At 67.3% G+C, this 21,199-nt stretch carries 18 protein-coding genes; 12 read left to right on the forward strand and 6 right to left on the reverse strand.

Going from position 1 to position 21,199, the window contains the following annotated elements; genetic code table 11:
* Positions 1-6: 6 nt before the first annotated feature.
* From ACJ7C5_RS14920 to ACJ7C5_RS14940, 5 genes are all read left to right on the forward strand, one after another.
* Positions 7-1,116: an AI-2E family transporter gene (locus ACJ7C5_RS14920; protein ID WP_094002338.1), complete on the forward strand. Its 1,110-nt coding sequence runs from the start codon at positions 7-9 to the stop codon at positions 1,114-1,116.
* Between the two features lie 31 nt (positions 1,117-1,147).
* On the forward strand, positions 1,148-1,867 hold the full coding sequence (locus ACJ7C5_RS14925; RefSeq protein WP_412704323.1) for an HAD family hydrolase: 720 nt from the start codon (positions 1,148-1,150) through the stop codon (positions 1,865-1,867).
* 3 nt (positions 1,868-1,870) lie between these two features.
* Positions 1,871-3,238, forward strand: a complete 1,368-nt coding sequence (locus ACJ7C5_RS14930; RefSeq protein WP_094002336.1) for a leucyl aminopeptidase family protein — start codon at positions 1,871-1,873, stop codon at positions 3,236-3,238.
* A gap of 136 nt (positions 3,239-3,374) precedes the next feature.
* Complete coding sequence (locus tag ACJ7C5_RS14935) at positions 3,375-4,478, forward strand: catalase family peroxidase (RefSeq protein WP_412704324.1); 1,104 nt, start codon at positions 3,375-3,377, stop codon at positions 4,476-4,478.
* Positions 4,475-5,011 carry a cytochrome b gene (locus ACJ7C5_RS14940; protein ID WP_075675584.1) on the forward strand — a complete coding sequence of 179 codons (537 nt, stop codon included), beginning with the start codon at positions 4,475-4,477 and terminating at the stop codon, positions 5,009-5,011. The genes ACJ7C5_RS14935 and ACJ7C5_RS14940 overlap by 4 nt, the downstream gene beginning before the upstream one ends.
* Before the next feature lie 693 nt (positions 5,012-5,704).
* Here the strand turns inward: ACJ7C5_RS14940 and ACJ7C5_RS14945 are convergent.
* The 4 genes from ACJ7C5_RS14945 to ACJ7C5_RS14960 are packed head-to-tail and all read right to left on the reverse strand — an operon-like array spanning position 5,705 to position 9,200.
* Entirely contained in the window at positions 5,705-6,307 is a 603-nt protein-coding gene (locus ACJ7C5_RS14945) for a response regulator transcription factor (RefSeq protein ID WP_075675585.1), read from the reverse strand.
* Positions 6,304-7,482, reverse strand: a complete 1,179-nt coding sequence (locus tag ACJ7C5_RS14950; protein ID WP_412704325.1) for a sensor histidine kinase — start codon at positions 7,480-7,482, stop codon at positions 6,304-6,306. The genes ACJ7C5_RS14945 and ACJ7C5_RS14950 overlap by 4 nt, the downstream gene beginning before the upstream one ends.
* 42 nt (positions 7,483-7,524) lie before the next feature.
* Positions 7,525-8,307, reverse strand: coding sequence for an ABC transporter permease (locus ACJ7C5_RS14955; protein WP_412704326.1), 783 nt, complete (start codon positions 8,305-8,307; stop codon positions 7,525-7,527).
* Entirely contained in the window at positions 8,304-9,200 is an 897-nt protein-coding gene (locus ACJ7C5_RS14960; RefSeq protein WP_412704327.1) for an ABC transporter ATP-binding protein, read from the reverse strand. Before ACJ7C5_RS14960 ends, ACJ7C5_RS14955 begins: the two co-directional genes overlap by 4 nt.
* A gap of 202 nt (positions 9,201-9,402) precedes the next feature.
* Between ACJ7C5_RS14960 and ACJ7C5_RS14965 the strand changes: the two genes are divergently transcribed.
* The 5 genes from ACJ7C5_RS14965 (at position 9,403) to ACJ7C5_RS14985 (ending at position 17,193) form a co-directional block, all read left to right on the forward strand.
* A complete protein-coding gene (locus tag ACJ7C5_RS14965) occupies positions 9,403-10,656 on the forward strand; it encodes an efflux RND transporter periplasmic adaptor subunit (RefSeq protein ID WP_412704328.1) in 1,254 nt (417 codons plus the stop codon).
* A gap of 102 nt (positions 10,657-10,758) precedes the next feature.
* Entirely contained in the window at positions 10,759-11,448 is a 690-nt protein-coding gene (locus ACJ7C5_RS14970; RefSeq protein ID WP_049399872.1) for an ABC transporter ATP-binding protein, read from the forward strand.
* 14 nt (positions 11,449-11,462) lie between these two features.
* A complete protein-coding gene (locus tag ACJ7C5_RS14975) occupies positions 11,463-12,620 on the forward strand; it encodes an ABC transporter permease (RefSeq protein ID WP_412704329.1) in 1,158 nt (385 codons plus the stop codon).
* Between the two features lie 13 nt (positions 12,621-12,633).
* Positions 12,634-13,956, forward strand: a complete 1,323-nt coding sequence (locus ACJ7C5_RS14980; protein WP_412704330.1) for an ABC transporter permease — start codon at positions 12,634-12,636, stop codon at positions 13,954-13,956.
* A 378-nt stretch (positions 13,957-14,334) separates the two neighbouring features.
* Complete coding sequence (locus ACJ7C5_RS14985) at positions 14,335-17,193, forward strand: TonB-dependent receptor (protein ID WP_412704331.1); 2,859 nt, start codon at positions 14,335-14,337, stop codon at positions 17,191-17,193.
* Between the two features lie 115 nt (positions 17,194-17,308).
* Here the strand turns inward: ACJ7C5_RS14985 and rarD are convergent, their stop codons facing one another.
* Both rarD and yedA read right to left on the reverse strand, forming a co-directional pair.
* Positions 17,309-18,202, reverse strand: coding sequence for an EamA family transporter RarD (gene rarD / locus ACJ7C5_RS14990; RefSeq protein WP_412704332.1), 894 nt, complete (start codon positions 18,200-18,202; stop codon positions 17,309-17,311).
* Between the two features lie 2 nt (positions 18,203-18,204).
* Positions 18,205-19,110, reverse strand: coding sequence for a drug/metabolite exporter YedA (gene yedA, locus ACJ7C5_RS14995; RefSeq protein ID WP_088023486.1), 906 nt, complete (start codon positions 19,108-19,110; stop codon positions 18,205-18,207).
* A 312-nt stretch (positions 19,111-19,422) separates the two neighbouring features.
* On the opposite strand from yedA, the gene ACJ7C5_RS15000 reads away from it, so the two are divergent.
* Entirely contained in the window at positions 19,423-20,757 is a 1,335-nt protein-coding gene (locus tag ACJ7C5_RS15000; RefSeq protein ID WP_088023485.1) for an MFS transporter, read from the forward strand.
* 10 nt (positions 20,758-20,767) lie between these two features.
* Complete coding sequence (locus tag ACJ7C5_RS15005; protein ID WP_232460594.1) at positions 20,768-21,124, forward strand: hypothetical protein; 357 nt, start codon at positions 20,768-20,770, stop codon at positions 21,122-21,124.
* The last annotated feature ends 75 nt before the right edge of the window (positions 21,125-21,199 follow it).

Here is a 21,199-nt window from a genome sequence, read left to right on the forward strand (position 1 = left end):
GCGTCGATGAGCGAGTCCCTCCTGTCCCCGTCACCGGCCGACCCCGAACAGCCCGACGCACCGCTGCCGCCCGCATCGCGCCCGCGCGGGCCGATGTCGCTGGTGGTGCTGGCAACCCTGGCGGTGGGCTACACGCTGTGGGCGGCGCAGGACATCATCCTGCCGGTGCTGCTGGCGATGTTCTTCGCGCTGGTCGGCAACCCCATCCTGCGCCTGCTGCAGAAGCTGTGGATTCCACGCGCGCTGGGCGCCCTGCTGATCCTCGGCGCCGGCCTGGGCGTGACCGGTTCGCTGGCCGTGCAGTTGATCGGACCGGCGATGGAATGGGCGCAGGAAGCCCCGCAGCAGCTGCGCAAGGTCGCGCGCCAGGTGCAGGACCTGACCAAGCCGGTGCAGCAGGCCAACCAGGCGGCGGAGAACTTCGCGCGTGTCGCCGGCGGTGACAGCAACCGCAAGGTGCAGGTGATCCGCACCCAGCTCGACGACCCGTACCGCATGCTGACCCGTGCGCCGCGGCTGGCCGCCTCGGTGCTGGCGGTGGTGCTGCTGACCCTGTTCTTCATGATCTACGGGCAGAGCCTGCAGCGCGCGGCGATCGCGCTGTTCCCGAACCGCCAGCAACAACGCTTCACCAGCGACATCCTGCGTTCGATCGAGCGAGAGGTCTCGCGCTACGTGCTGACCATCAGCGTCATCAACACCCTGGTCGGGCTGGTGTTCGCCGGCGTGCTGATGCTGTTTGGCATCGGGCTGCAGGAAGCCCTGCTCTGGGGCACGGTGGCGGCGCTGCTGAATTTCGCCCCCTACGTGGGCCCGCTGATCGGCGTGGCACTGATGCTGCTGATGGGCTTCGTCGAATTCCGCGACCCGCTGCAGGCGCTGCTGCCGGCGGCCGCCTACCTGGCCCTGCATACCCTGGAGGGACAGATGGTGACCCCGATCGTGCTGGGCCGGCGCATGAAGCTGTCACCGCTGGTACTGATCCTGGCGCTGATGGTGTTCGGCTGGGCCTGGGGCATGATCGGGCTGCTGCTGGCGGTGCCGCTGCTGGTCTGCATCAAGCTGGTGCTGGCGCGGCTGGACGGCATGCAGGGCTGGGCGCGCCTGCTGGAATGAAAGCCCGCGCGGGCAGGCGTAGAATGGCGGGGTGAATTTCCCCGTCCAAGCCATCACTCTCGACCTTGACGACACGCTGTGGCCGTTCGCTCCGATCGGCGCCCGCATCGACCTGGTCCTGCACGAGTGGATGCGTGAACACAGCCCCGCCACGGCCGAGATGTATCCGGTGGCGGCGATGCGCGAACTGCGCGAGCGCCTGTACCACGCCCATCCGCACCTCCATCACGACCTGAGCGCACTGCGCCGGCTGACCCTGCACGAGGCGCTGCACACCAGTGGTGCCAGCCTGGATCTGCTGGAGCCGGCGTATGAAGTGTTCTTCGCCGCGCGCAACGAGGTCGAATGCTACCCCGATGCGATCGATGCGCTGGCGCGGATTGCCGCGCGGGTACCGGTCGCAGCGCTGAGCAACGGTAATGCCGATCTGGAGCGGATCGGCCTGGCCCATCATTTCGCCTTCCAGCTGGGCGCGCGCGAACACGGCGCGGCCAAGCCGGAGGCGAGCATCTTCCACGCCGCCTGCACCCGACTGGGTGTTGCGCCGGCGCAGGTCCTGCACGTTGGCGACCACGCCGAAATGGATGTGGCCGGAGCGATCGCCGCCGGCCTGCGCGGCTGCTGGATCAACCGCGAAGCAGCCACCTGGATCCATCCGCAACTGCAGCCGGACCTGCAGTTCGACACCCTCACCGGCCTGGCCGACTGGTTGGATGCCAACCTCGACGCTGCCGCACCCCGGAGTATCTGACGCATGAGCGAGATCACTGGTTTCACTGCCGACACCGCCGCAGCACTGCCGCTGTATGTGCTGGACCGCGAGCAGTTCGCGGCCTGGAAGGCCGGCCAGCCGGCCGCCACCCAGGCATGGCTGGCGTCGCAGGGCTTCACCGCCGGTGCCTTCACCACAGCGTTGCTGCCCGGCGCTGATGGCCTGGCCGGAGCGGTGATCGGTGTCGGTGATCGTGCCGATGCCTACAGCTATTCGCATGCCCCGCATGCCCTGCCGGAAGGCAGCGTGTGGCAGCTGGCCAGCGAACTGCCGGCCGCCGAACTGGCGCTGCTGCAGCTGGGCTGGGGCCTGGGCAGCTACCGCTTCGACCGCTATCGCAAGCGCCACCGTGCGCCGGCGCGCCTGGTGGCCGAGCCGACCGGCGAAGTGGCCGACCTGATCGCCGCCAGCCTGCGCGTGCGTGACTGGGTCAACACCCCGACCGAAGACATGGGTCCGCAGCAGCTGGAAGACGCCGCGCGCGCGCTGGCCGATGCGCACGGCGCGCAGGTCGAGGCGATCACCGGCGATGAGCTGCTGAAGCAGAACTTCCCGGCCATCCACGCCGTCGGTCGTGCCTCGCACCGCGCACCGCGCCTGGTCGTGCTGCGCTGGGGCAAGGACACCGATCCGGCACTGGTGCTGGTCGGCAAGGGCGTGTGCTTCGATACCGGCGGCCTGGACATCAAGCCGGCCGACGGCATGCGCAACATGAAGAAGGACATGGGCGGCGCCGCGCATGCACTGGCCCTGGCCGGCCTGGTGATGGCACGCGGGCTGCCGGTACGGCTGACCCTGCTGGTGCCGGCGGTGGAAAACGCGATCGGCCCGGATGCGTTCCGCCCGGGCGAAGTCATCGCCACCCGCAAGGGCCTGAGCGTGGAGATCGACAACACCGACGCCGAAGGCCGCGTGATCCTGTGCGATGCACTGACCTTCGCCAGCGAGCAGAAACCGGACCTGGTGCTGGACTTCGCCACCCTCACCGGCGCCGCGCGCATCGCGCTGGGCCCGGATCTGCCGGCGCTCTTCAGCAATGACGACAGCGTGGCGCAGCAGTGGCTGCAGGCCGGTGATGCAACCCGCGACCCGGTCTGGCGCATGCCGCTGTGGCGCCCCTACCTGCGTTACCTGACCAGTGGCATCGCCGATCTGGCCAACGCCGGTTCGCGAATGGCCGGTTCGGTCACCGCCGCGCTGTACCTGGAACGCTTCCTGGAAGACGGCCAGCGCTGGGCGCATCTGGACGTATACGCCTGGAACGACGGTGAACGCCCGGGCCGTCCGGCCGGTGGTGAAGCGCTGGCGCTGCGTTCGGCGTGGGCAATGCTGAAGCAGCGCTACAGCTGATCGGGTGGGTGCCGACCGTTGGTCGGCACGCCGTCCCCGCCAAATCTGACGAAAAATTGAATTTCGGCCTCGGCCGGGTTCTGCGAGGATGTGTGGGTCGACCACCCACACGCTCCGTGAAGGCAGGACTCCGACCATGTCGCTCTTCCGCTACACCCGCGCCGGCCAGACACCGGGCGCACCGCGCACGCATTCGCCGCTGCCCTGGATCGCACTGATCGCACTCATTCTGGGTGCCGTCGCGCTGGCCTTCGCCTGGCTGGCCGGCTGGATCGGCGACCGCCTGACCGCGCAGCGCTTCACCGACACCATCGAAGCCACCGGCCCGGCCCATCCGGGCTTCCGACGCGCGCACAGCAAGGGCATCTGCGTGAGCGGCTGGTTCGAACCCAGCGCGCAGGCCCCTACCCTGTCCAGCGCCCGCGTGTTCTCGCAGTCACGCGTACCGGTGATGGGCCGCCTGTCGATCGGCGGCGGTGACCCCTACGGCGCCGACAACACCGCACGCGTGCGCAGCCTCGCGGTGCAGATGGTCAGCGATGACGGCCAGGAATGGCGGATGGCGATGAACAGCTTCCCGTTCTTCGCCGTGCCCGATGCCGAGGCGTTCTACGCGCAGACACGCGCCTCCATCCCGGACCCGGCCACCGGCAAGCCCGACCCGCAGAAGATGGCCGCCGTACTGACGAAGTACCCCAGTGCGCAGGCGTTCCAGCAGTGGGCCAAGACGGCACCGTGGACCAGCAGCTGGGCCGATACCACCTTCAACAGCGTCAACAGCTTCTGGTTCACCAACGCGCAGGGCCAGAAGCGCGCGGTGCGCTGGCGCTGGCAGCCGCAGGCACCGGTGGTGGAGATGGATGCGGAAACGCGCAAGCAGGCCAGCGTCGATTTCCTCAGCCAGGAACTGCAGCAGCGCCTGGCCAGCGGCCCGGTGCGCTGGAACCTGGTGGTTACTACCGCCGAGCCTGGCGATGCCATCGATGATCCGTCGGTACCGTGGCCCGAGTCGCGTGATCAGGTGGTGGCCGGCGTACTCAGCCTGGACCGCATGCAGTCGCAGGAACAAGGCGCGTGCGGCCAGATCAACTTCGATCCGCTGATCCTGCCCAGCGGCGTGCGCGGCAGTGACGATCCGATCCTGGCCGCCCGCTCGGCGGTGTACTCGCAGTCCTTCAACCGCCGCGAACGCGAGCGCGCCACCGGCAACGTCGAGCAACCGAAGGAGGCCGCACGATGAGCACCGGCAACGGCCACTTCAACCTGCTGGCGCGGGTGCTGCACTGGTCCATGGCACTGATGATCATCGCCATGCTGTTCATCGGCGTGACCATGGTCGCCTCGCTGCATCTGCGGCCGATGCTGATCGATCTGCATCGCCCACTGGGCATCGCCATCGGCGTGCTTGTGCTGCTGCGCCTGTACAACCGGCTGCGCCATCGCCCACCGCCGCTGCCTTCCGACCTGCCCGCCTGGCAGGTGCTGGCAGCGAAGGCCTCGCACTGGATGTTGTATGCGCTGATGCTGGCGATGCCGCTGATCGGCTGGGCGATGCTGTCGGCCGGTGGTTATCCGATCGTGCTGTGGGGTGGCCTGCATCTGCCGCCGATCGTGCCACACACCCCGGCGCTGTACGCCGCGTTGCGCAATGCGCACAGCCTGCTGGCGTATGTGTTGTTCGCCACGGTACTGATGCATGTGGGTGCGGCGCTGTTCCACCTGTGGGTGCGGCGGGATGGCGTGTTCCAGGCGATGGCGCGCGGGAAGGATTGAGCGGGTTCGCCGGGTGTTCCCGGCGGATCGTTTCCGCGACCGCGGGGGGTGTCACTTTCTTTGCGCGTGCACCACGCTGCAGGAGCAGCGTGGAACGGCGTAGCCGGCCCGCAGGGTGGCGCACATGGATGTGCGCCATCAAGAAAGTAACCAAAGAAACGCTCCGCCGGCCGCGAGCCGGCGCGCTTCGCACGCCGGTGCCCTGCGCTCCTCGGTCCGTCGAGGGACGGTGCGGGAACTCGCTGCGCTCAGACACCCGCACCTCTTCGCCCTCGCCGGACCTGCGGTGCTCGGCTCGCTCAAGGCGGACTTGAAGGTCAAGATCAACAACAAGAGCATCCACGCGCGGCGTGGATCTACTGGGTGCAGCTTTTGCCTTTGACGTTGGGTCCGCCTTGAGCGAGCCGAGCATCGCAGGGGAATCAGGGGCGAAGAGGCGCCGGTGTCTGAGCGCAGCGAGTTCGGCGCCGTCCCCTGATTCACCGAGAAGCGCAGGGCACCGGTGCGCAGCGACGGCTCGCGCTCTGGCGGCGTGTTTCTTTGGTTACTTTCTTGATGGCGCACATCCATGTGCGCCACCCTGCGGGCCGGCTACGCCGTTCCACGCTGCTCCTGCAGCGTGGTGCACGAGCAAAGAAAGTGACACCCACCCGCGGTCGCGGAAACGACATCATTGGGAACAGCTGGGCGCCGCTACAACCACCCCTTCTGCCGCGCCAGCCGATATGCCTCGATCCGATTGGCCACACCCAGCTTGCCGATGCACTCGGACAGGTAATTGCGCACCGTACCGTGCGACAACCCCAACTGCTCGGCGATCTCGCTGGCGGTGCGGCCCTCGCCCGCCAGCCGCAGCACACGGCGCTCACGGTCGGTCAGCGGGTCGGCCTGCGACCACGCATCCAGTGCCAGCTGCGGGTCGATCGCGCGGATGCCCTGTTTCACCTTGCGCAGGGCCTCGGCCAGGTTCTCGGCCGGTGCGTCCTTCAGCAGGTAGCCCAGCACGCCCGCTTCCAACGCGCGGCGCAGGAAGCCGGCACGGGCGAAGGTGGTCACGATCACCACCTTGATCGGCAGTTCCTGGCGGGCGATGCGCTGCGCCAGCTCCAGCCCGGACAGACCAGGCATCTCGATGTCGGTGACCAGGATGTCCGGTTGCAGCTGCTGCAGCATCCGCCACGCGGTTTCGCCATCGGCGGCGCTGCCCAGCACCTCGATATCCGGCTCCAGGCCCAGCAGCGCCGACAGTGCACCGCGCACCATCGCCTGATCCTCGGCCAGCAGGATGCGGATCATGCCGGCCCTCCCTGTGCCAGCGATGCCGGGGAAAGCGGTATGGTGGCGGCCCCCAAGGGCACGCGCACGGTCAGCAGCGTGCCTTCGCCACGGGGCGACTGCAGCGTCAGCTGGCCACCCAGCGCCGCCGCACGTTCGCGCATACCGCACAGTCCATTGCCCTCGGCCTGCACGCCACCGCGGCCGTCATCGCGTATCTGCATCGTCAACTGTCGGTCCTCCAGCATGAAATCCACCTGCACCCGGGTCGCCTGCGCATGGCGCACGATGTTGGTGGCCGCCTCGCGCAGTACCAGCGCCAGTCCACGTTCCACGTCCACCGGCATCGGCGGTGGCGTCGTGTACTGCAGGTGCACCTGCTGGCATTCCAGCAGCAGACGGGCAGACGCCAGTTCGCCGGCCAGGTCACTGGCACGGATGCCGGTCACCGCGCTGCGCACCTGTGCCAGCGCTTCGCGGGCGATGGCCTCGGCCTCACCGATCTCCTGCCGTGCACGCGCGTCATCGCGGTCGTACAGCTTGCGTGCCAGTTCCAGCTTCAAGGTGATCAGCGAGAGGGTGTGACCGAGCAGGTCGTGCAGGTCGCGGCCGATGCGTTCGCGCTCGGCGGTGGTCGCCAGCCGCCGTACTTCGTCCTGCGACAGCTGCAGGGCAACGTCGCGCTGCTGGCTCAAGGCCTCCACGTTCACCACCAGCCCGACAATGAACGACACTGCCGGCATCCACACCATGGCTTGCCATGGATAGCCGAAGTAGAGCGCAGCGCCGCAGAACAACAGGTTCAGCCCGGTGAGCTGCAACAGGTACACCCACCAGCCGCCACGGCTGCTCATGCGGATCATCACGCAACCGAACACGAAGTAGCTCAGGCCCGACGGGTACCACGGCAGCAGTACCAGGGCGAGCACGATCATGCCCAGCGCATAGCGCCACCCATGGTGCCGGGGCGCCAGCATCACCTTGGCATAGAGCAGCAGGAACAGCGGATAGCTGGCCAGGGTCAGCAGCAGCCAGCGCAGCGTGAAGCCATTGCCGAGCACCGGGGTGAGGAAGATCCATACCGACCACAGCAGGTGGATCGCTCCGCTCCAGGGCGACTTGCCACGTCGCAGCAGTTCGGCCACGGCCGAATCCGGCGCAGGGCGCAGCAGGGACGCAAGCCAGCTCGACGACACGGGAGGATCCAGGCGGGGACGAACGCTGCCGATCATGCCAGTTCAGCCGATCCGGCGCAGGCGGCGGCGCGCCAGCAGCAGCGCCACCACCGTGACCGCCAGCAGCACCAGCAGATGACCACCGATGCTGCCCACCGACGGCAGCCCGACCACCGGCAGCGCCAGCTGCGCCAGATGCCAGGTCGGCCACAGCGGTGCCATCGTCGAGAACAACGCAGGCAGCGCCGACAGCGGCAGCCACAGGCCGGACAGCAGGGCCAACGGCAGGTAGACCAGGTTGACCATCGCCGGCGCCGCGCTGGCACTGACATGGCTGCCGATCAGCAGGCCGATCGCCCCCAGCGGCAGCGCGGCCAGTCCCGCCACCGCCATCAGCTGCAGCACCTGCAGTGCATGCAGCTGTACGCCACCGAACACGTGTGCCACACCGATCAACAGCGAAGCTACCAGCAGCGCGAACATCACGGCCATCGCCAGCCGTGCCAGCAGCGGCGCCGCAGCAGGCATCGGCAGTGCGCGCTTGAGGGTCAGCAGGCCGCCTTCGCGGTCCAGCGCCAGCTGCACGCCGAAGCCGAACAGGGCCGGGGCCATCGCACCGAACACGCAGTAGGTGGCCAGCAGATACAGCGGCGCATGACCACGCCCCAGCAGCACGCCGAACAGCAGATAGAACAGCACCGGGAACAGCAGCGAGGGCACCGCGAACGCCGGCGTGCGCCAGGCGCGGCGCAGTTCGGCCACCAGCTCGGCGCGGTACGGGCGCAGTACCTGTCGCCAGGCAGATGCCGGCGTGGGCGTGGTGCCGGTACGGGTCATCGTGTTCATGCGGCCTCCCGGGTCATGTCGAGGAAGGCGTCGGCCAGCGCCACGCCCTGTACTTCCAGCTCGCGCAGCTGCGCATCGGCGGCCAGCAGGCGTGCCACCACCGGCTCGGCCGGGCTTGCCAGCAACTGCAGGTGCTCGCCGTCGCGCTGCACCTGCTGCACACCCGGCCACTGCTGTACGTCTTCGGCAGGCAGCCCGCTGCGGCAGCGGATGCGGCGTGGCCGATCAGCCAGGCGCAGCTCGCTCAGCGGCGCATCGGCCAGCACCCGGCCCTGCTCCAGCACCACCACCTGCTGTGCCAGCGCTTCAGCCTCTTCCAGATAGTGGGTGGTCAGCAGCACGCCGCAGCCTTCGGCCACCAGCTGCCGGATTGCCTGCCACATCGCCTGCCGCGCCTGGATGTCCAGGCCGGTGGTGGGCTCGTCCAGGAACAGCACGCGCGGGCGACCACACAGGGCGATGGCGAACTGCACGCAGCGCTGCTGGCCACCGGACAGCTGGCCGTAGCGGCGGCGTGCCAGTGCCTGCAGACCAGCACGCTGCAGTACCTCCTGCAGCGGCATCGGGTCGGGGTAGCAGGCGCTGGCCTGCGCCACCAGTTCGTCCACCTGCAGCATCGGCGGCAGGCTGGTGCTCTGCAGCATCACGCCCAGGCCGAGGCGGCTGGTCCGCTGCTGCGGGTCACCGCCGAGCAGCTCGACCTGGCCGGCATCGGCGCGGCGCAGGCCCAACAACACGCTGATCGCGGTACTCTTGCCGGCACCGTTGCGGCCCAGCAGCGCCAGCACCTGGCCAGCGCGGACCTGCAGGTCGATGCCATGCAGGGCGGTATGGTCGCTATAGCGCACCTGCACCTGCTGCAGGCGGGCCAGCGACGGGGCGATCGGATCCATGGGCGGTACCGGTAGCGGGGACGTTGCCATCCTGTGCCGCCGTGGTCACATTTCGCAGTTGCCGCCGTCAGTGTCATCGGGTGACAGCTGTCACTGCCGTCATCGCCGTACCTGCCCTCATGCTGTGCCGCACGCTCCACCGCCGGAACCGCCGTCGTCTGCCCTTCCGGCCACACCCGCCCGAACGCCTGTGATGGAACGAATGAACGCTTCTGCCGAGCTGTTGAAGGAACTCCGTATCGACCGCAAGTCCCCGCCGCCCGCCTCCGGAGGGAGTGGCAGTGGTGGTGGCCGCCGCTGGCTGTGGATCGCGATCATCGTGGTCGTGTTGCTGCTGGCCGCTGTCGCTTTCGCCCTGTTCGGGCGTACGCCAGCGGTGGACGTGGAAACCGCGCCGGCGGTGGCCATCCAGCAGGGCAACGCCAGCAGTTCGGTGCTCGACGCCAGCGGCTATGTAGTTGCGCGGCGCATGGCCACGGTCTCGGCCAAGATCACCGGCAAGGTTCGCGAGGTGATGATCGAGGAAGGCATGCGCGTGGAGCAGGGCCAGATCATGGCCACGCTGGACCCGATCGATGCCGACGCGCAGCGCAGCCTGTATGCCTCGCAGCTGCAGGCCGCACGCAGCCAGGTCGCCGGGCTGGAAGCACAGCAGAAGCAGGCCGCCGCTGAAGCCAGCCGCCTGCAGGCACTGGTCGGCCAGCAGCTGGTGTCGCGCTCGCAGTACGACCAGGCGGTGGCGCAGCGCGACAGCCTGCGTGCACAGCTGGACACCGCACAGCGCAACGTCAAGGTGGCCAACGACCAGCTGGCCATCGCCGACCTGGGCGTAGACAACAACATCGTGCGCGCGCCGTTCTCCGGCGTGGTCACTGCCAAGGCTGCGCAGCCCGGCGAAATCGTTTCGCCGCTGTCGGCCGGTGGTGGCTTCACCCGTACCGGCATCGGCACCATCGTCGACATGGAATCACTGGAGATCGAAGTCGAGGTCGGCGAGGCCTTCATCGGCCGCGTGCAGCCGAAGATGCCGGTGGAAGCCACGCTCAACGCCTACCCGGAATGGAAGATTCCGGGTGAGGTGATCGCCATCATCCCCACCGCCGACCGCGGCAAGGCCACAGTGAAGGTGCGCGTGGCGCTGAAGGTGAAGGACCCGCGCATCGTGCCGGAGATGGGCGTGCGGGTCAGCTTCCTGGAACAGGCGCAGCCGCAGGCGGCCGCCAAGCCGCAGGGCGTGCGCGTGCCGGGCGGCGCCGTGGTCCAGCGCGAGGGCGCCTCGGTGGCCTTCGTGCTGGGTGATGAGAACCGCGTGCAGCAGCGCACGGTCGAGGCGGGCCAGGCGATGGGCAAGGACCGCCAGATCCTCAAGGGCGTGAGCGCAGGTGAATCGGTGGTGGTGAACCCGCCGGACACCCTGCGCGATGGCGCCAAGGTGCAACAGAAACAAGCGCAGTAACGGCCTGGCGCCCACGGGCGCCGCCGGCAACACCGCTCGACGCACGCCTGTGGCCACCGCAGGTGTGCTTCCCCGTTTCCCGCCTTCCGTGGAGAACCACCCATGTCGACCCTGGTTTCACTGCGCAACATCACCAAGACCTACCAGCGTGGCCCCGAGAAAGTGCAGGTGCTGCACGGCATCGACCTGGACATCGCCAGCGGCGACTTCGTTGCGCTGATGGGCCCGTCCGGCTCGGGCAAGACCACCCTGCTCAACCTGATCGGCGGCCTGGATAACCCCAGCGGCGGCGAGATCAGCATCGAAGGCGAGCGCATCGACCAGATGAGCGGCGGCCAGCTGTCGACCTGGCGCAGCCACCATGTCGGCTTCGTGTTCCAGTTCTACAACCTGATGCCGATGCTGACCGCGCAGAAGAACGTGGAGCTGCCGCTGCTGCTGACCCACCTCAATGCAGCGCAGCGCAAGCGCAACGCCGAGATCGCGCTGACCCTGGTCGGCCTGGCCGACCGCCGCAGCCATCGCCCCAATGAACTGTCCGGCGGCCAGCAGCAGCGCGTGGCGATCGCCCGCGCGATCGTCTCCGACCCGACTTTCCTGATCTGCGACGAACCGACCGGCGACCTCGACCGCCAGTCCGCCGAGGAGATCCTCGGCCTGCTGCAGCAGCTCAACCGCGAACACGGCAAGACCATCATCATGGTCACCCATGACCCGAAGGCTGCCGAGTACGCCACCCACACGGTGCACCTGGACAAAGGCGAGCTGGCCGACGCGCCGCTGGCCCACTGACGGAGGCCACAACGATGAAATATTTCTCGTTGGTGTGGGCGCAGCTGTTCCGCAGCCGCACCCGTACCTTGCTGACCCTGCTCTCGGTGGTGGCCGCATTCCTGCTGTTCGGCATGCTCGACTCGGTACGCGTGGCGTTCACCTCCGGTGGCAGCGTGGAAGGCGCCAACCGCCTGGTGGTGGCCTCGCGACTGTCGATCACCCAATCGCTGCCGATCCGCCTGGAAGCGCAGGTGCGCCAGGTGGCCGGCGTGCGCGACGTGGCCTACGGCATGTGGTTCGGCGGCATCTACCAGGACCCGAAGAACTTCTTCCCGAACTTCTCGGTGTCACCCAACTACTTCGACGTCTACCGTGAACTGCAGATCGATCCGGCACAGCTCGAAGACTGGAAGCAGACCCGCACCGGCGCCATCGTCGGCGAGACGCTGGCCAAGCAGTTCGGCTGGAAGATCGGCGACACCATCCCGCTGCAGGCCACCATCTTCCCGCGGGGCGGCAGCAACGACTGGCCGCTGGAACTGAAGGGCATCTACCGTTCCAAGGACCGTGCCCTGGCGGCCAACGAAGAACGCCAGTTGATGATGAACTGGAAGTACTTCGATGAATCCAACGACTACATCAAGAACCAGGTGAGCTGGTACACGGTGACGCTGGACAACCCTGACCAGTCCTCGCGGGTGGCGCAGGCCATCGATGCGATCTCGGCCAACTCCGACCACGAGACCAAGACCCAGACCGAATCGGCGTTCCAGCAGGCCTTCGTCAAGCAGTTCGCGGACATCGGCATGATCGTTACGTCGATCATGGGTGCGGTGTTCTTCACCCTGCTGCTGTTGACCGGCAACACCATGGCGCAGGCGGTGCGCGAGCGCGTGCCCGAACTGGCCACGCTGAAGACGCTGGGCTTCAAGGATGGCACCGTGCTGACCCTGGTGATGGTGGAGTCGGTGCTGCTGATCGGCCTGGGCGGCCTGATCGGCATGGGCCTGGCTGCGCTGATCCTGCCAGCCATCGGCCCGAAGAGCATGGGCATGCTGCCGCCGCACGTGCCGACGCCGACCTGGCTGATGGGGCTGGGCCTGATCGTGGTGATCGGCATCATCGTCGGCCTGTTGCCGGCGCTGCGTGCCAAGCGCCTGAAGATCGTCGACGCACTGGCCGGCCGCTGAGGAGAACGCAGACATGTTCAAGAGCAAACTCAAGAAGTGGCTGGGCAACGGCGTGACGGTGCTGCTGCTGGTGATCGGCCTGGTGCTGTGGATCAGCCTGCCGTGGATCGGGGTGCTGGCCGTGGCCGTGCTGGTGGCACTGTGGCTGCTGCTGACCCGCAGTGGGCGACTGGCGCTGGCCGCCACCCGCATCGGCGTGGCCAGTCTGCCGCAGCGCTGGGGCGCGTCCTCGGTGATCGTAGTCGGCATCGCCGGTGTGGTCGGCGTGCTGGTGGCGATGCTGGCCATGGGCGAAGGCTTCCAGGCCACGCTCAACAACACCGGCGATGACACCACCGCCATCGTGCTGCGCGGCGGCTCGCAGGCCGAAACCAACTCGGTCATCACCCGCGAACAGGTGCCGACGCTGTCCACCCTGCCCGGCATCAGCCGCGATGCCGAAGGCCGGCCGCTACTGTCACCGGAGTTGTCGCAGGTGGTCAACCTGGTGTCGAAGTCCGATGGCACCGACGTCAACGCGCAGTTCCGCGGCGTCGGCCCGCAGGCGTGGGCGGTGCATGACAAGGTCAAGATCGTCGAAGGCCGCAAGTTCGCCACAGGCCTGCGCGAGATCGTGGTCGGCCAGGGTGCCAAGGGCAAGTTCCGCGATCTGGACGTTGGCAAGACGCTGACGCTGGGCAACCAGACCTGGACCGTGGTGGGTGTGTTCGCCACCGGCGATGCGCATGATTCGGAACTGTGGACCGATGCCGATACGCTGGCCACCACCTACCAGCGCAGTGCCTGGCAGTCGATCAGCGTGCGCACCGATGGCAAGGCCGGCTTCGAGCAGTTCAAGACGGCCGTCGCCGCCGACCCGCGCCTGAAACTGGACGTGGAAACCACCCGCGTCTACTACAGCAAGCAGGGCGGCGGCCTCACCAAGCTGATCGACATCCTCGGCAAGGTGATCGGCACCATCATGGCGGTCGGTGCGGTGTTCGGCGCGCTCAACACCATGTATGCGGCAGTGGCCACGCGCGCCCGCGAGATCGCCACCATGCGTGCGATTGGCTTCCGCGGCCTGCCGGTGGTGACGGCGGTGATGCTGGAGACGATGCTGCTGGCGCTGCTGGGCGGCCTGCTCGGTTGCGCAGTGGCGTGGCTGCTGTTCAATGGCTACAGCGTGTCCACCATCGGCAGCAACTTCAGCGCAGTGGTGTTCAAGTTCCACGTCTCGCCGGAACTGCTGTGGACCGGCCTGAAATGGGCACTGGGCATCGGCCTGGTCGGCGGCCTGTTCCCGGCGCTGCGCGCAGCACGTTTGCCGATCACCACGGCGCTGCGCGAAACCTGAGCATTTCGCAGCGATACAACGCGCATCACGCAGGGGGACGGAGCGAAGGCTCCGTCCCTTTCTCGTTGGGGGGGGCAGATCCGGGTGCAGTAGATCCACGCCATGCGTGGATGGATGCCTGCGCATATGCACTGCTACAGATTGCGGTAAATCCGCCGCTATCGATGCCTCTGCCCATCGCCAACGCAGCGCACGTGACGCTGCGCACAGCGCATCTGTGGATTGTTGGTTGCGATTCATTTTCGCGCACATCCGTTGCGCAGCGACAAACAGTTACGAATGGAAACACTCTAGAATCGCGCCCCCCACGTTGGTTTGCAGCACCCCACGCGCCCATAGAACGGGCGCTTGTTTTTCCTGAAACACGAGATTTCACGGATGTCCCTGAAAACCACTCCGCTGCGCAACGCGATCGTCATCGCGCTGGCCGCCAGCTGCACCACCCCCGCCTTCGCACAGAGCGCCGGCGATACCCCGACCAACCTCGACCGCATCGAAATCACCGGCTCGCGCATCCACCAGGCCAGTGTCGAGACCGCACAACCGGTGGTCGCGCTCAGCCGCGCCGAGATCGAGAAGAAGGGTTACGTCAACGTTGCCGACATCCTGCAGGATGTCACCGCAGCCGGCGCACCGAGCCTGAGCCGCTCCTCGTCGCTGAGCTCTTCGCGCGACTTCGGCGGCATGTATGTCAGCCTGCGCAACCTCGGCCCGGAACGCAGCCTGGTGCTGATCGACGGCCGCCGCATGGGCGTCAGCGCCGGCGGTTACTCCGACCTGGCCTCGATTCCGTCGGCCATCGTCGAGCGCGTGGAAGTGCTGACCGACGGCGCATCTGCGCTGTATGGCTCGGACGCCATCGCCGGCGTGGTCAACATCATCACCCGCAAGAACTTCGATGGCGGCGAAGCCAGCGTCTACGTTGGCCAGTACGGTGAAGGCGACGGCCAGAAGCGTTCCTACAGCGCGACCTTCGGCAAGACCTTCGACCGCGGCTGGTTCAGCGTTGGCGCCGAGCGCACCAAGGAAGACGAGATTCTCGGCAAGGACCGCGAGTTCAGCCGCTACCCGGGTGGCCCACGCCACGCCGATGACGTCGACGCGCTGAGCCCGACCACCCAGTGGGGTACCGTCACCGTCGGCGGCAAGCCGCTGACCGTGGGCCCCGGCGGTGATCCAGGCAAGGCAGGCAACTTCCACACGCCGAATCCGGCTGATGGTGCCAACGCCAAGACCAACATGAGCCTGCTGAGCGGTCTGGAGCGCACGTCGGTGTTCGCCAACGGTGGTTTCTCGATCACCGACAACCTGCGCATCGTGGCCGACGCGCTGTACAGCAAGCGCGAGTCGACCAAGCACCTGGCAGGCTACCCGTACTCGGTCTCGGCCGCACAGGCACGCAATGGCACCCGTGCTGCCCTGTCCAAGGACAGCACCTTCAACAAGTGGGGCCAGGACGTCCTGTTCTCGCACCGCACCGAAGAACTGCCGCGCGGCACCGAGAACACGCTGGAAACCAAGCGTGCCAGCCTCGGCCTGGAAGGCAGCTTCGAAGCCGGTTCGCGCTACTGGGACTGGAACGTCAGCTACATGTACAACCGCAATGAAGGCGAGCGCGTTGGCACCGGCAGCCTGTACCAGCCGCACGTCAATCAGGCCGTCGGCCCGTCCTTCATGGATGGCACCGTGGCGCGCTGCGGCACGCCGGGTGCAGTGATTGCCGGCTGCGTGCCGTGGAACCCGGCCGCACCGATGGGCTATACGGGCCCGGGCTCGCTGAGCAACCAGGACGTGCAGGACTACCTGTTCACCCGTTTCGTCGACAAGATGCGCAGCACCACCAAGGTGGCCAGCGCCAACATCTCCGGCTCGCTGTTCACCCTGCCGGCCGGTGACATCATGGGTGCGATGGGCTTCGAGCACCGCAGCGAAGAAGCCAGCTACACCCCGGACCTGATGGTGCAGAAGGGCCAGATCGCCGGCACCACCGGCCAGCCGACCCGTGGCGATTACTCGCTCAACGAGGTCTACCTGGAGCTGCAGGTGCCGCTGCTGGCCGACATGCCGTTCGCACGCGAACTGTCGTTGGACCTGGCGGGTCGCTACACCGACTACAACACCTTCGGTTCGACCACCAACAGCAAGTTCGGCCTGAAGTGGAAGCCGATCGACAGCCTGCTGGTGCGCGCGACCTACGGTACCGGCTTCCGTGCTCCCACCGTGGATGACCTCTACGGCGGCGCGGTGTCCAGCCGTGATTCGTTCACCGACCCGTGTGATTCCAAGTTCGGTATCGCCGCCAGCAGCGCCACCGTGGCAGCTCGCTGCCAGGCGCTGAACGTGCCGGCGAACTTCCGCCAGCAGACCGGCTCGGATGGCAATGTCGCCAACCGCCCGGGCCAGCAGGCCACCTCCGATTTCAACTCCGGTTCCAACCCGGAACTGAAGCCGGAAACCGCCAAGACCTGGACCGTGGGCCTGGTTTACAGCCCGGACTTCGTGCAGGGCCTGGACATCAGCCTGGACTGGTGGAAGATCCGCATCGACAACGCCATCGTCGGCGAGTCGGCCACCGACATCCTCAACCAGTGCTATGTGCAGGGTGTGGATTCGGCCTGCGGCCGCTTCACCCGTTCCACTGCTGCGGCCACCCGTGGCCAGGTGACCGCGCTGGATCGCTCGCTGGTCAATGCCGGTTACCGCGAAACCGCCGGCTATGACATCGGCGTGCGCTACCGCCTGCCGGAAACCGCATACGGCAAGTTCGCCATCAACTGGAACACCACCTACACCGACTACCTGGAACAGCGCAACGACAGCGCCGCCACCACCCCGGTGGAGCAGCGCGTGGGCTGGGCCGGTGATTTCCGCGTGCGCTCGACCGTCAACCTGGACTGGCAGTACGGCAACCTGGGCATCGGCTGGACCGCGCGTTACTACTCCGGCATGAAGGAAGCCTGTTCGTATGATCTGGGCGGTGGCCCGGACTGCAACATGGCCGACTTCGTTTCGCCGTATACCGATGCACAGCCGAGCCGCAAGGTGGGTTCCAACACCTTCCACGACCTGCAGGTGCGTTACAGCCTGCCGTGGGATGGCACCGTGTCGCTGGGCCTGAACAACGTGTTCGACCACCAGGGTCCGATCATGTACAGCCAGCCGAACAGCAGCTTCACCTACTACGGTGGCTTCGACATCGGCCGCTTCATGTACATGAAGTACCAGCAGCGCTTCTAAGCCTGCAACCGCGTTCCCGCCCCGGCCAACTCTCTCCTGGCCGTGGATGGAAGCAGAACGGCGCCCCTCGGGGCGCCGTTCTTTTTTGCGGGGTCATGTGCGCTGCTGCACAGTGCTACCGCTTGGCGGCTCGCATCGCACGTACGTTGTCACCGACGAACAGGATCAGGCCGGCCCAGATCGCGGCAAAGCCGATCGCTTTGGCGGTGTCGAACGCTTCGTGGAAGAAGAACACGCCCAGCAGCAGCTGCAGGCTCGGCGCGATGTACTGCAGGATGCCGACCAGCGACAGCGGAATGCGCTTTACGCCGTAGGCGAAGCCGATCAGCGGCACGGCGGTGACTGCGCCGCCGAAGATCAGCAGCAGGTCATTGCGCCAGCCCCAGCCATGGAAGAACGCACCGCCATGGCCGTTCTCGGCCCAGATCGCGAAGGCCAGTGCCGGCAGGAACAGGTACATGCTCTCCACGCCCAGGCCGGCCACCGGGTCGACCGAAACCAGCTTGCGCAGCAGGCCATACAGGCCGAACGAACAGGCCAGGCCCAGCGCGATCCACGGCGGTGTGCCGGCATCGATGGTCAGCCAGGCCACGCCCACCGCCGCCATCGCCACCGCCACCCACTGCAGCCGGCGCAGGCGTTCCTTCAGCACCAGCACGCCCAGCAGCACGTTCACCAGCGGGTTGATGAAGTAGCCCAGGCTGGTCTCGATGACATGGCCGGCGTTGACCGCCCAGATGTACAGGCCCCAGTTGAAGGCGATGGTCAGGCTCGACACCAGCAGGATCGGCAGCGCGCGCGGCTGCGCGGCGATCTTCTGCCACCAGCCCAGGCGCGAGCTGACCAGCAGCCAGCCCAGCACCAGCACCGTGCTCCAGATGATGCGGTGGGCGATGATCTGGAACGAAGGCACCTCGTTGAGCAGGTGCCAGTACACCGGCACCAGGCCCCAGATCACGAAGGTGGACGCGGTGACCAGCAGGCCCCGGCGTTGTTCTTTCTCGTCCATGCTCATTTCTTTCTCGTCCTTGCCATCGTCAGCACCACCACACCCAGAAGAATCACCGCCATCGCCAGCAGGTCGCGCCAGCCGAAACGTTCACCGTTGAGCAGTGCGCCCAGCAGCACCGCAATCACCGGATTGACGTACGCGTAGCTGCCCGCCAGCGCCGGGCGCACGTTCTGCAGCAGCCACACGTAGGCGGTGAACGCGACGATGGAGCCGAACACGCACAGGTAGGCCATCGCCAGCAGGCCACCGGTATCGGGCAGCGTGGTCGGGCGCTCGCCCACCGCCAGGCCGATCAGCACCAGCAGCACGCCGCCGCAGACCATCTGCCCGGCCGCGGTCATGAACGGGCCCGGCAGGTCCAGACCGCGTGCCCACACCGAACCGAAGGCCCAGCCGATCGGCGCGATCAGCAGCAGCACCAGCCCGGTCGGCGAGGCGGTCAGGCTGCTGCCGGCATTGAGCCAGACCACGCCGAGGAAGCCGATGGCGATGCCCAGCCACTCACCGCGGCTGGCATGCTGGCCGCGCAGCGCCGAAAACAGCGCCATCCACAGCGGCACCGACGCCACCGCCGTGGCGGCCAGGCCCGAGGACACCTCGCGCTCGGCCAGCACCACCATGCCGTTGCCCAGCACCAGCATGGTCACGCCCATGATGACCAGGTTGCGCCATTGCCGCAGGGTCGGGTTCGGCAGCTTCCAGAACAGGCGCAGCGCAAGGAACATCAGGCCGCCGGCAATGATGAAGCGGCTGCCGGAGACCATCGTCAGCGGCAGTGCGCCGCCGTGCAGGGCCTTGGCGATGCCCAGGTAGGTCGAGCCCCAGACCACGTAGACCAGCAGCAATGCCAGCGCGACAAGGCCACCCCGGGGGGCAGCCGCAGACGGAACAGGGGGAGCCGACATGACGCACCAGAGGGGCCGGGGGAACGCGGATTCTAGGACGTTCGGCCGGCTGAAATAACCCCGGTTTTCAACACACTGCAACGCGGATGGGCAATCTTCCCGGATGCCGGACGCGAAAGGGCGTACGACGATTTAGCTATAGGCCCGTCCGGCGCCCGCTGTCACCCTGTCCGGTCCCATTCCCCGCCCGCTCGTTCGGCACCCGGCGTTGACGTGGGATGCATTACCTAGGAGGCTGGCCGCAAGCGCCCCGCGCGCGGCTGGCACCGATCTTTCCCGCACGGAAGCGCCGCATCGAGGATTCCCACCCGGATGAGCACCACGTCCCATTCCGCTGTCCCCAGCACCGACGGCGCCGCGCTGCGGCGTTCCATCTCCAATACCCTCAAAGGCTCCGCCGGCAACCTGGTGGAGTGGTACGACGTCTACGTGTACTCGGTGTTCGCCGTGTACTTCGAATCGCAGTTCTTCTCGCCCGATGACAAGAACTCCACGATGTACGTGTGGGCGATCTTCGCGGCGACCTTCCTGATGCGCCCGATCGGTGCCTGGTTCTTCGGCCGCTTCGCCGACCGCCACGGCCGCCGCCTGGCACTGACCGTGTCGGTCACGCTGATGGCGCTGTGTTCGTTCCTGATCGCCATCACCCCTACCGCCGCCAGCATCGGCATCTGGGCCGCGGTCATCCTGCTGTTCGCACGCCTGCTGCAGGGCTTCGCCACCGGTGGCGAGTACGGTGCCAGCGCCACCTACATGTCCGAGGCCGCCATTCCCGGCCGCCGCGGCTTCCTGTCCTCCTTCCACTACGTCACCCTGGTTGGCGGCCACGTGCTGGCCCAGCTGACCCTGCTGCTGATGCTGACCTTCTGGGGCAAGCCGGAAATCTCCGAATGGGGCTGGCGCATCGCCTTCGGCATCGGCGGCATCGCCGCAGTGGTGGTGTTCTGGCTGCGCCGGGGCATGGACGAGTCGCTGTCGGAGTCGTCCATCGAGGCCGCGCGCGAGGGCAAGGCACAGAAGTCCGGCTCGATGTACGAACTGTTCGTGCACCAGTGGCGCCCGCTGCTGCTGTGCTTCCTGATCACCGCCGGTGGCACCGTGGCCTTCTACACCTACTCGGTGAACGGCCCGAAGATGATCCAGAGCGCCTTCGCCGGCAACGACCCGATGACCGGCACCCTGATCAACCTGGGCGTGCTGGCGTTCCTGATGGTGCTGCAGCCGGTCGGTGGCTGGCTGTCGGACATCATCGGCCGCAAGACCCTGCTGGTGTTCTTCGGTGTAGGTGGCGTGCTGTACAGCTGGTACCTGATCACCCAGCTGCCGCACCAGCATGACGCCACCCTGGCGTTCCTGACCCTGGCCATGGCGTTTGTCATCCTCACCGGCTACACCTCCATCAACGCGGTGGTGAAGGCCGAGCTGTTCCCCACCCACGTGCGTGCACTGGGCGTGGGCCTGGGCTATGCGCTGGCCAACTCGCTGTTCGGTGGCACCGCCCCGCTGCTGTACCAGGGCGCGCTGAAGACCGGCCACGTCGACTGGTTCGCCATCTACGTGACCGCGACGATCGCGGTATCGTTGGTGGTCTATGTGTTCTTCCTCACCAACAAGGGCCCGAACTGGCTCGACGGCACCCGCAAGTAAGCGCGTCGTCATGATCGCGGCCACCGGTGCACTGCCGGTGGCCGCTGCGTCTCCCGCTACGCCACTGATGTGGATCGCGGCGACGCTGGCCGCAGCCACGGCACTGGCCTGGCTGCTGCGCCGCCCCAACGCGCAGGCCGCGTGGCCGCGCATCGGATTCGGGATTGCCCTGCTGGTGTTCTGCGCCGCGCTGGCGCTGCAGCTGGCGGTGGACCTGGGCAGCGGCCACAGCTCGCTGCAACTGCGCCTGCATCGCGGCATCAATGCAGGATCACCGGTTGGCCTGCGTACGATGGTGGCCTGCTATCTGGCAGCGCTCGCCGCCAGTGGCTGGGGCGCGTGGACGCTGTTGCGTCAGCGCCGGTAGTGGCGGGGGGGGGGGGGGGCCCCCAAAAAAAATAAGAACTATAAAAAATTTTTAGGGGCACCGCCCCCCACACCC

The sequence above is a fragment of the Nocardiopsis yanglingensis genome, assembly GCF_045809185.1.
Lineage (GTDB): Bacteria > Pseudomonadota > Gammaproteobacteria > Xanthomonadales > Xanthomonadaceae > Stenotrophomonas > Stenotrophomonas yanglingensis.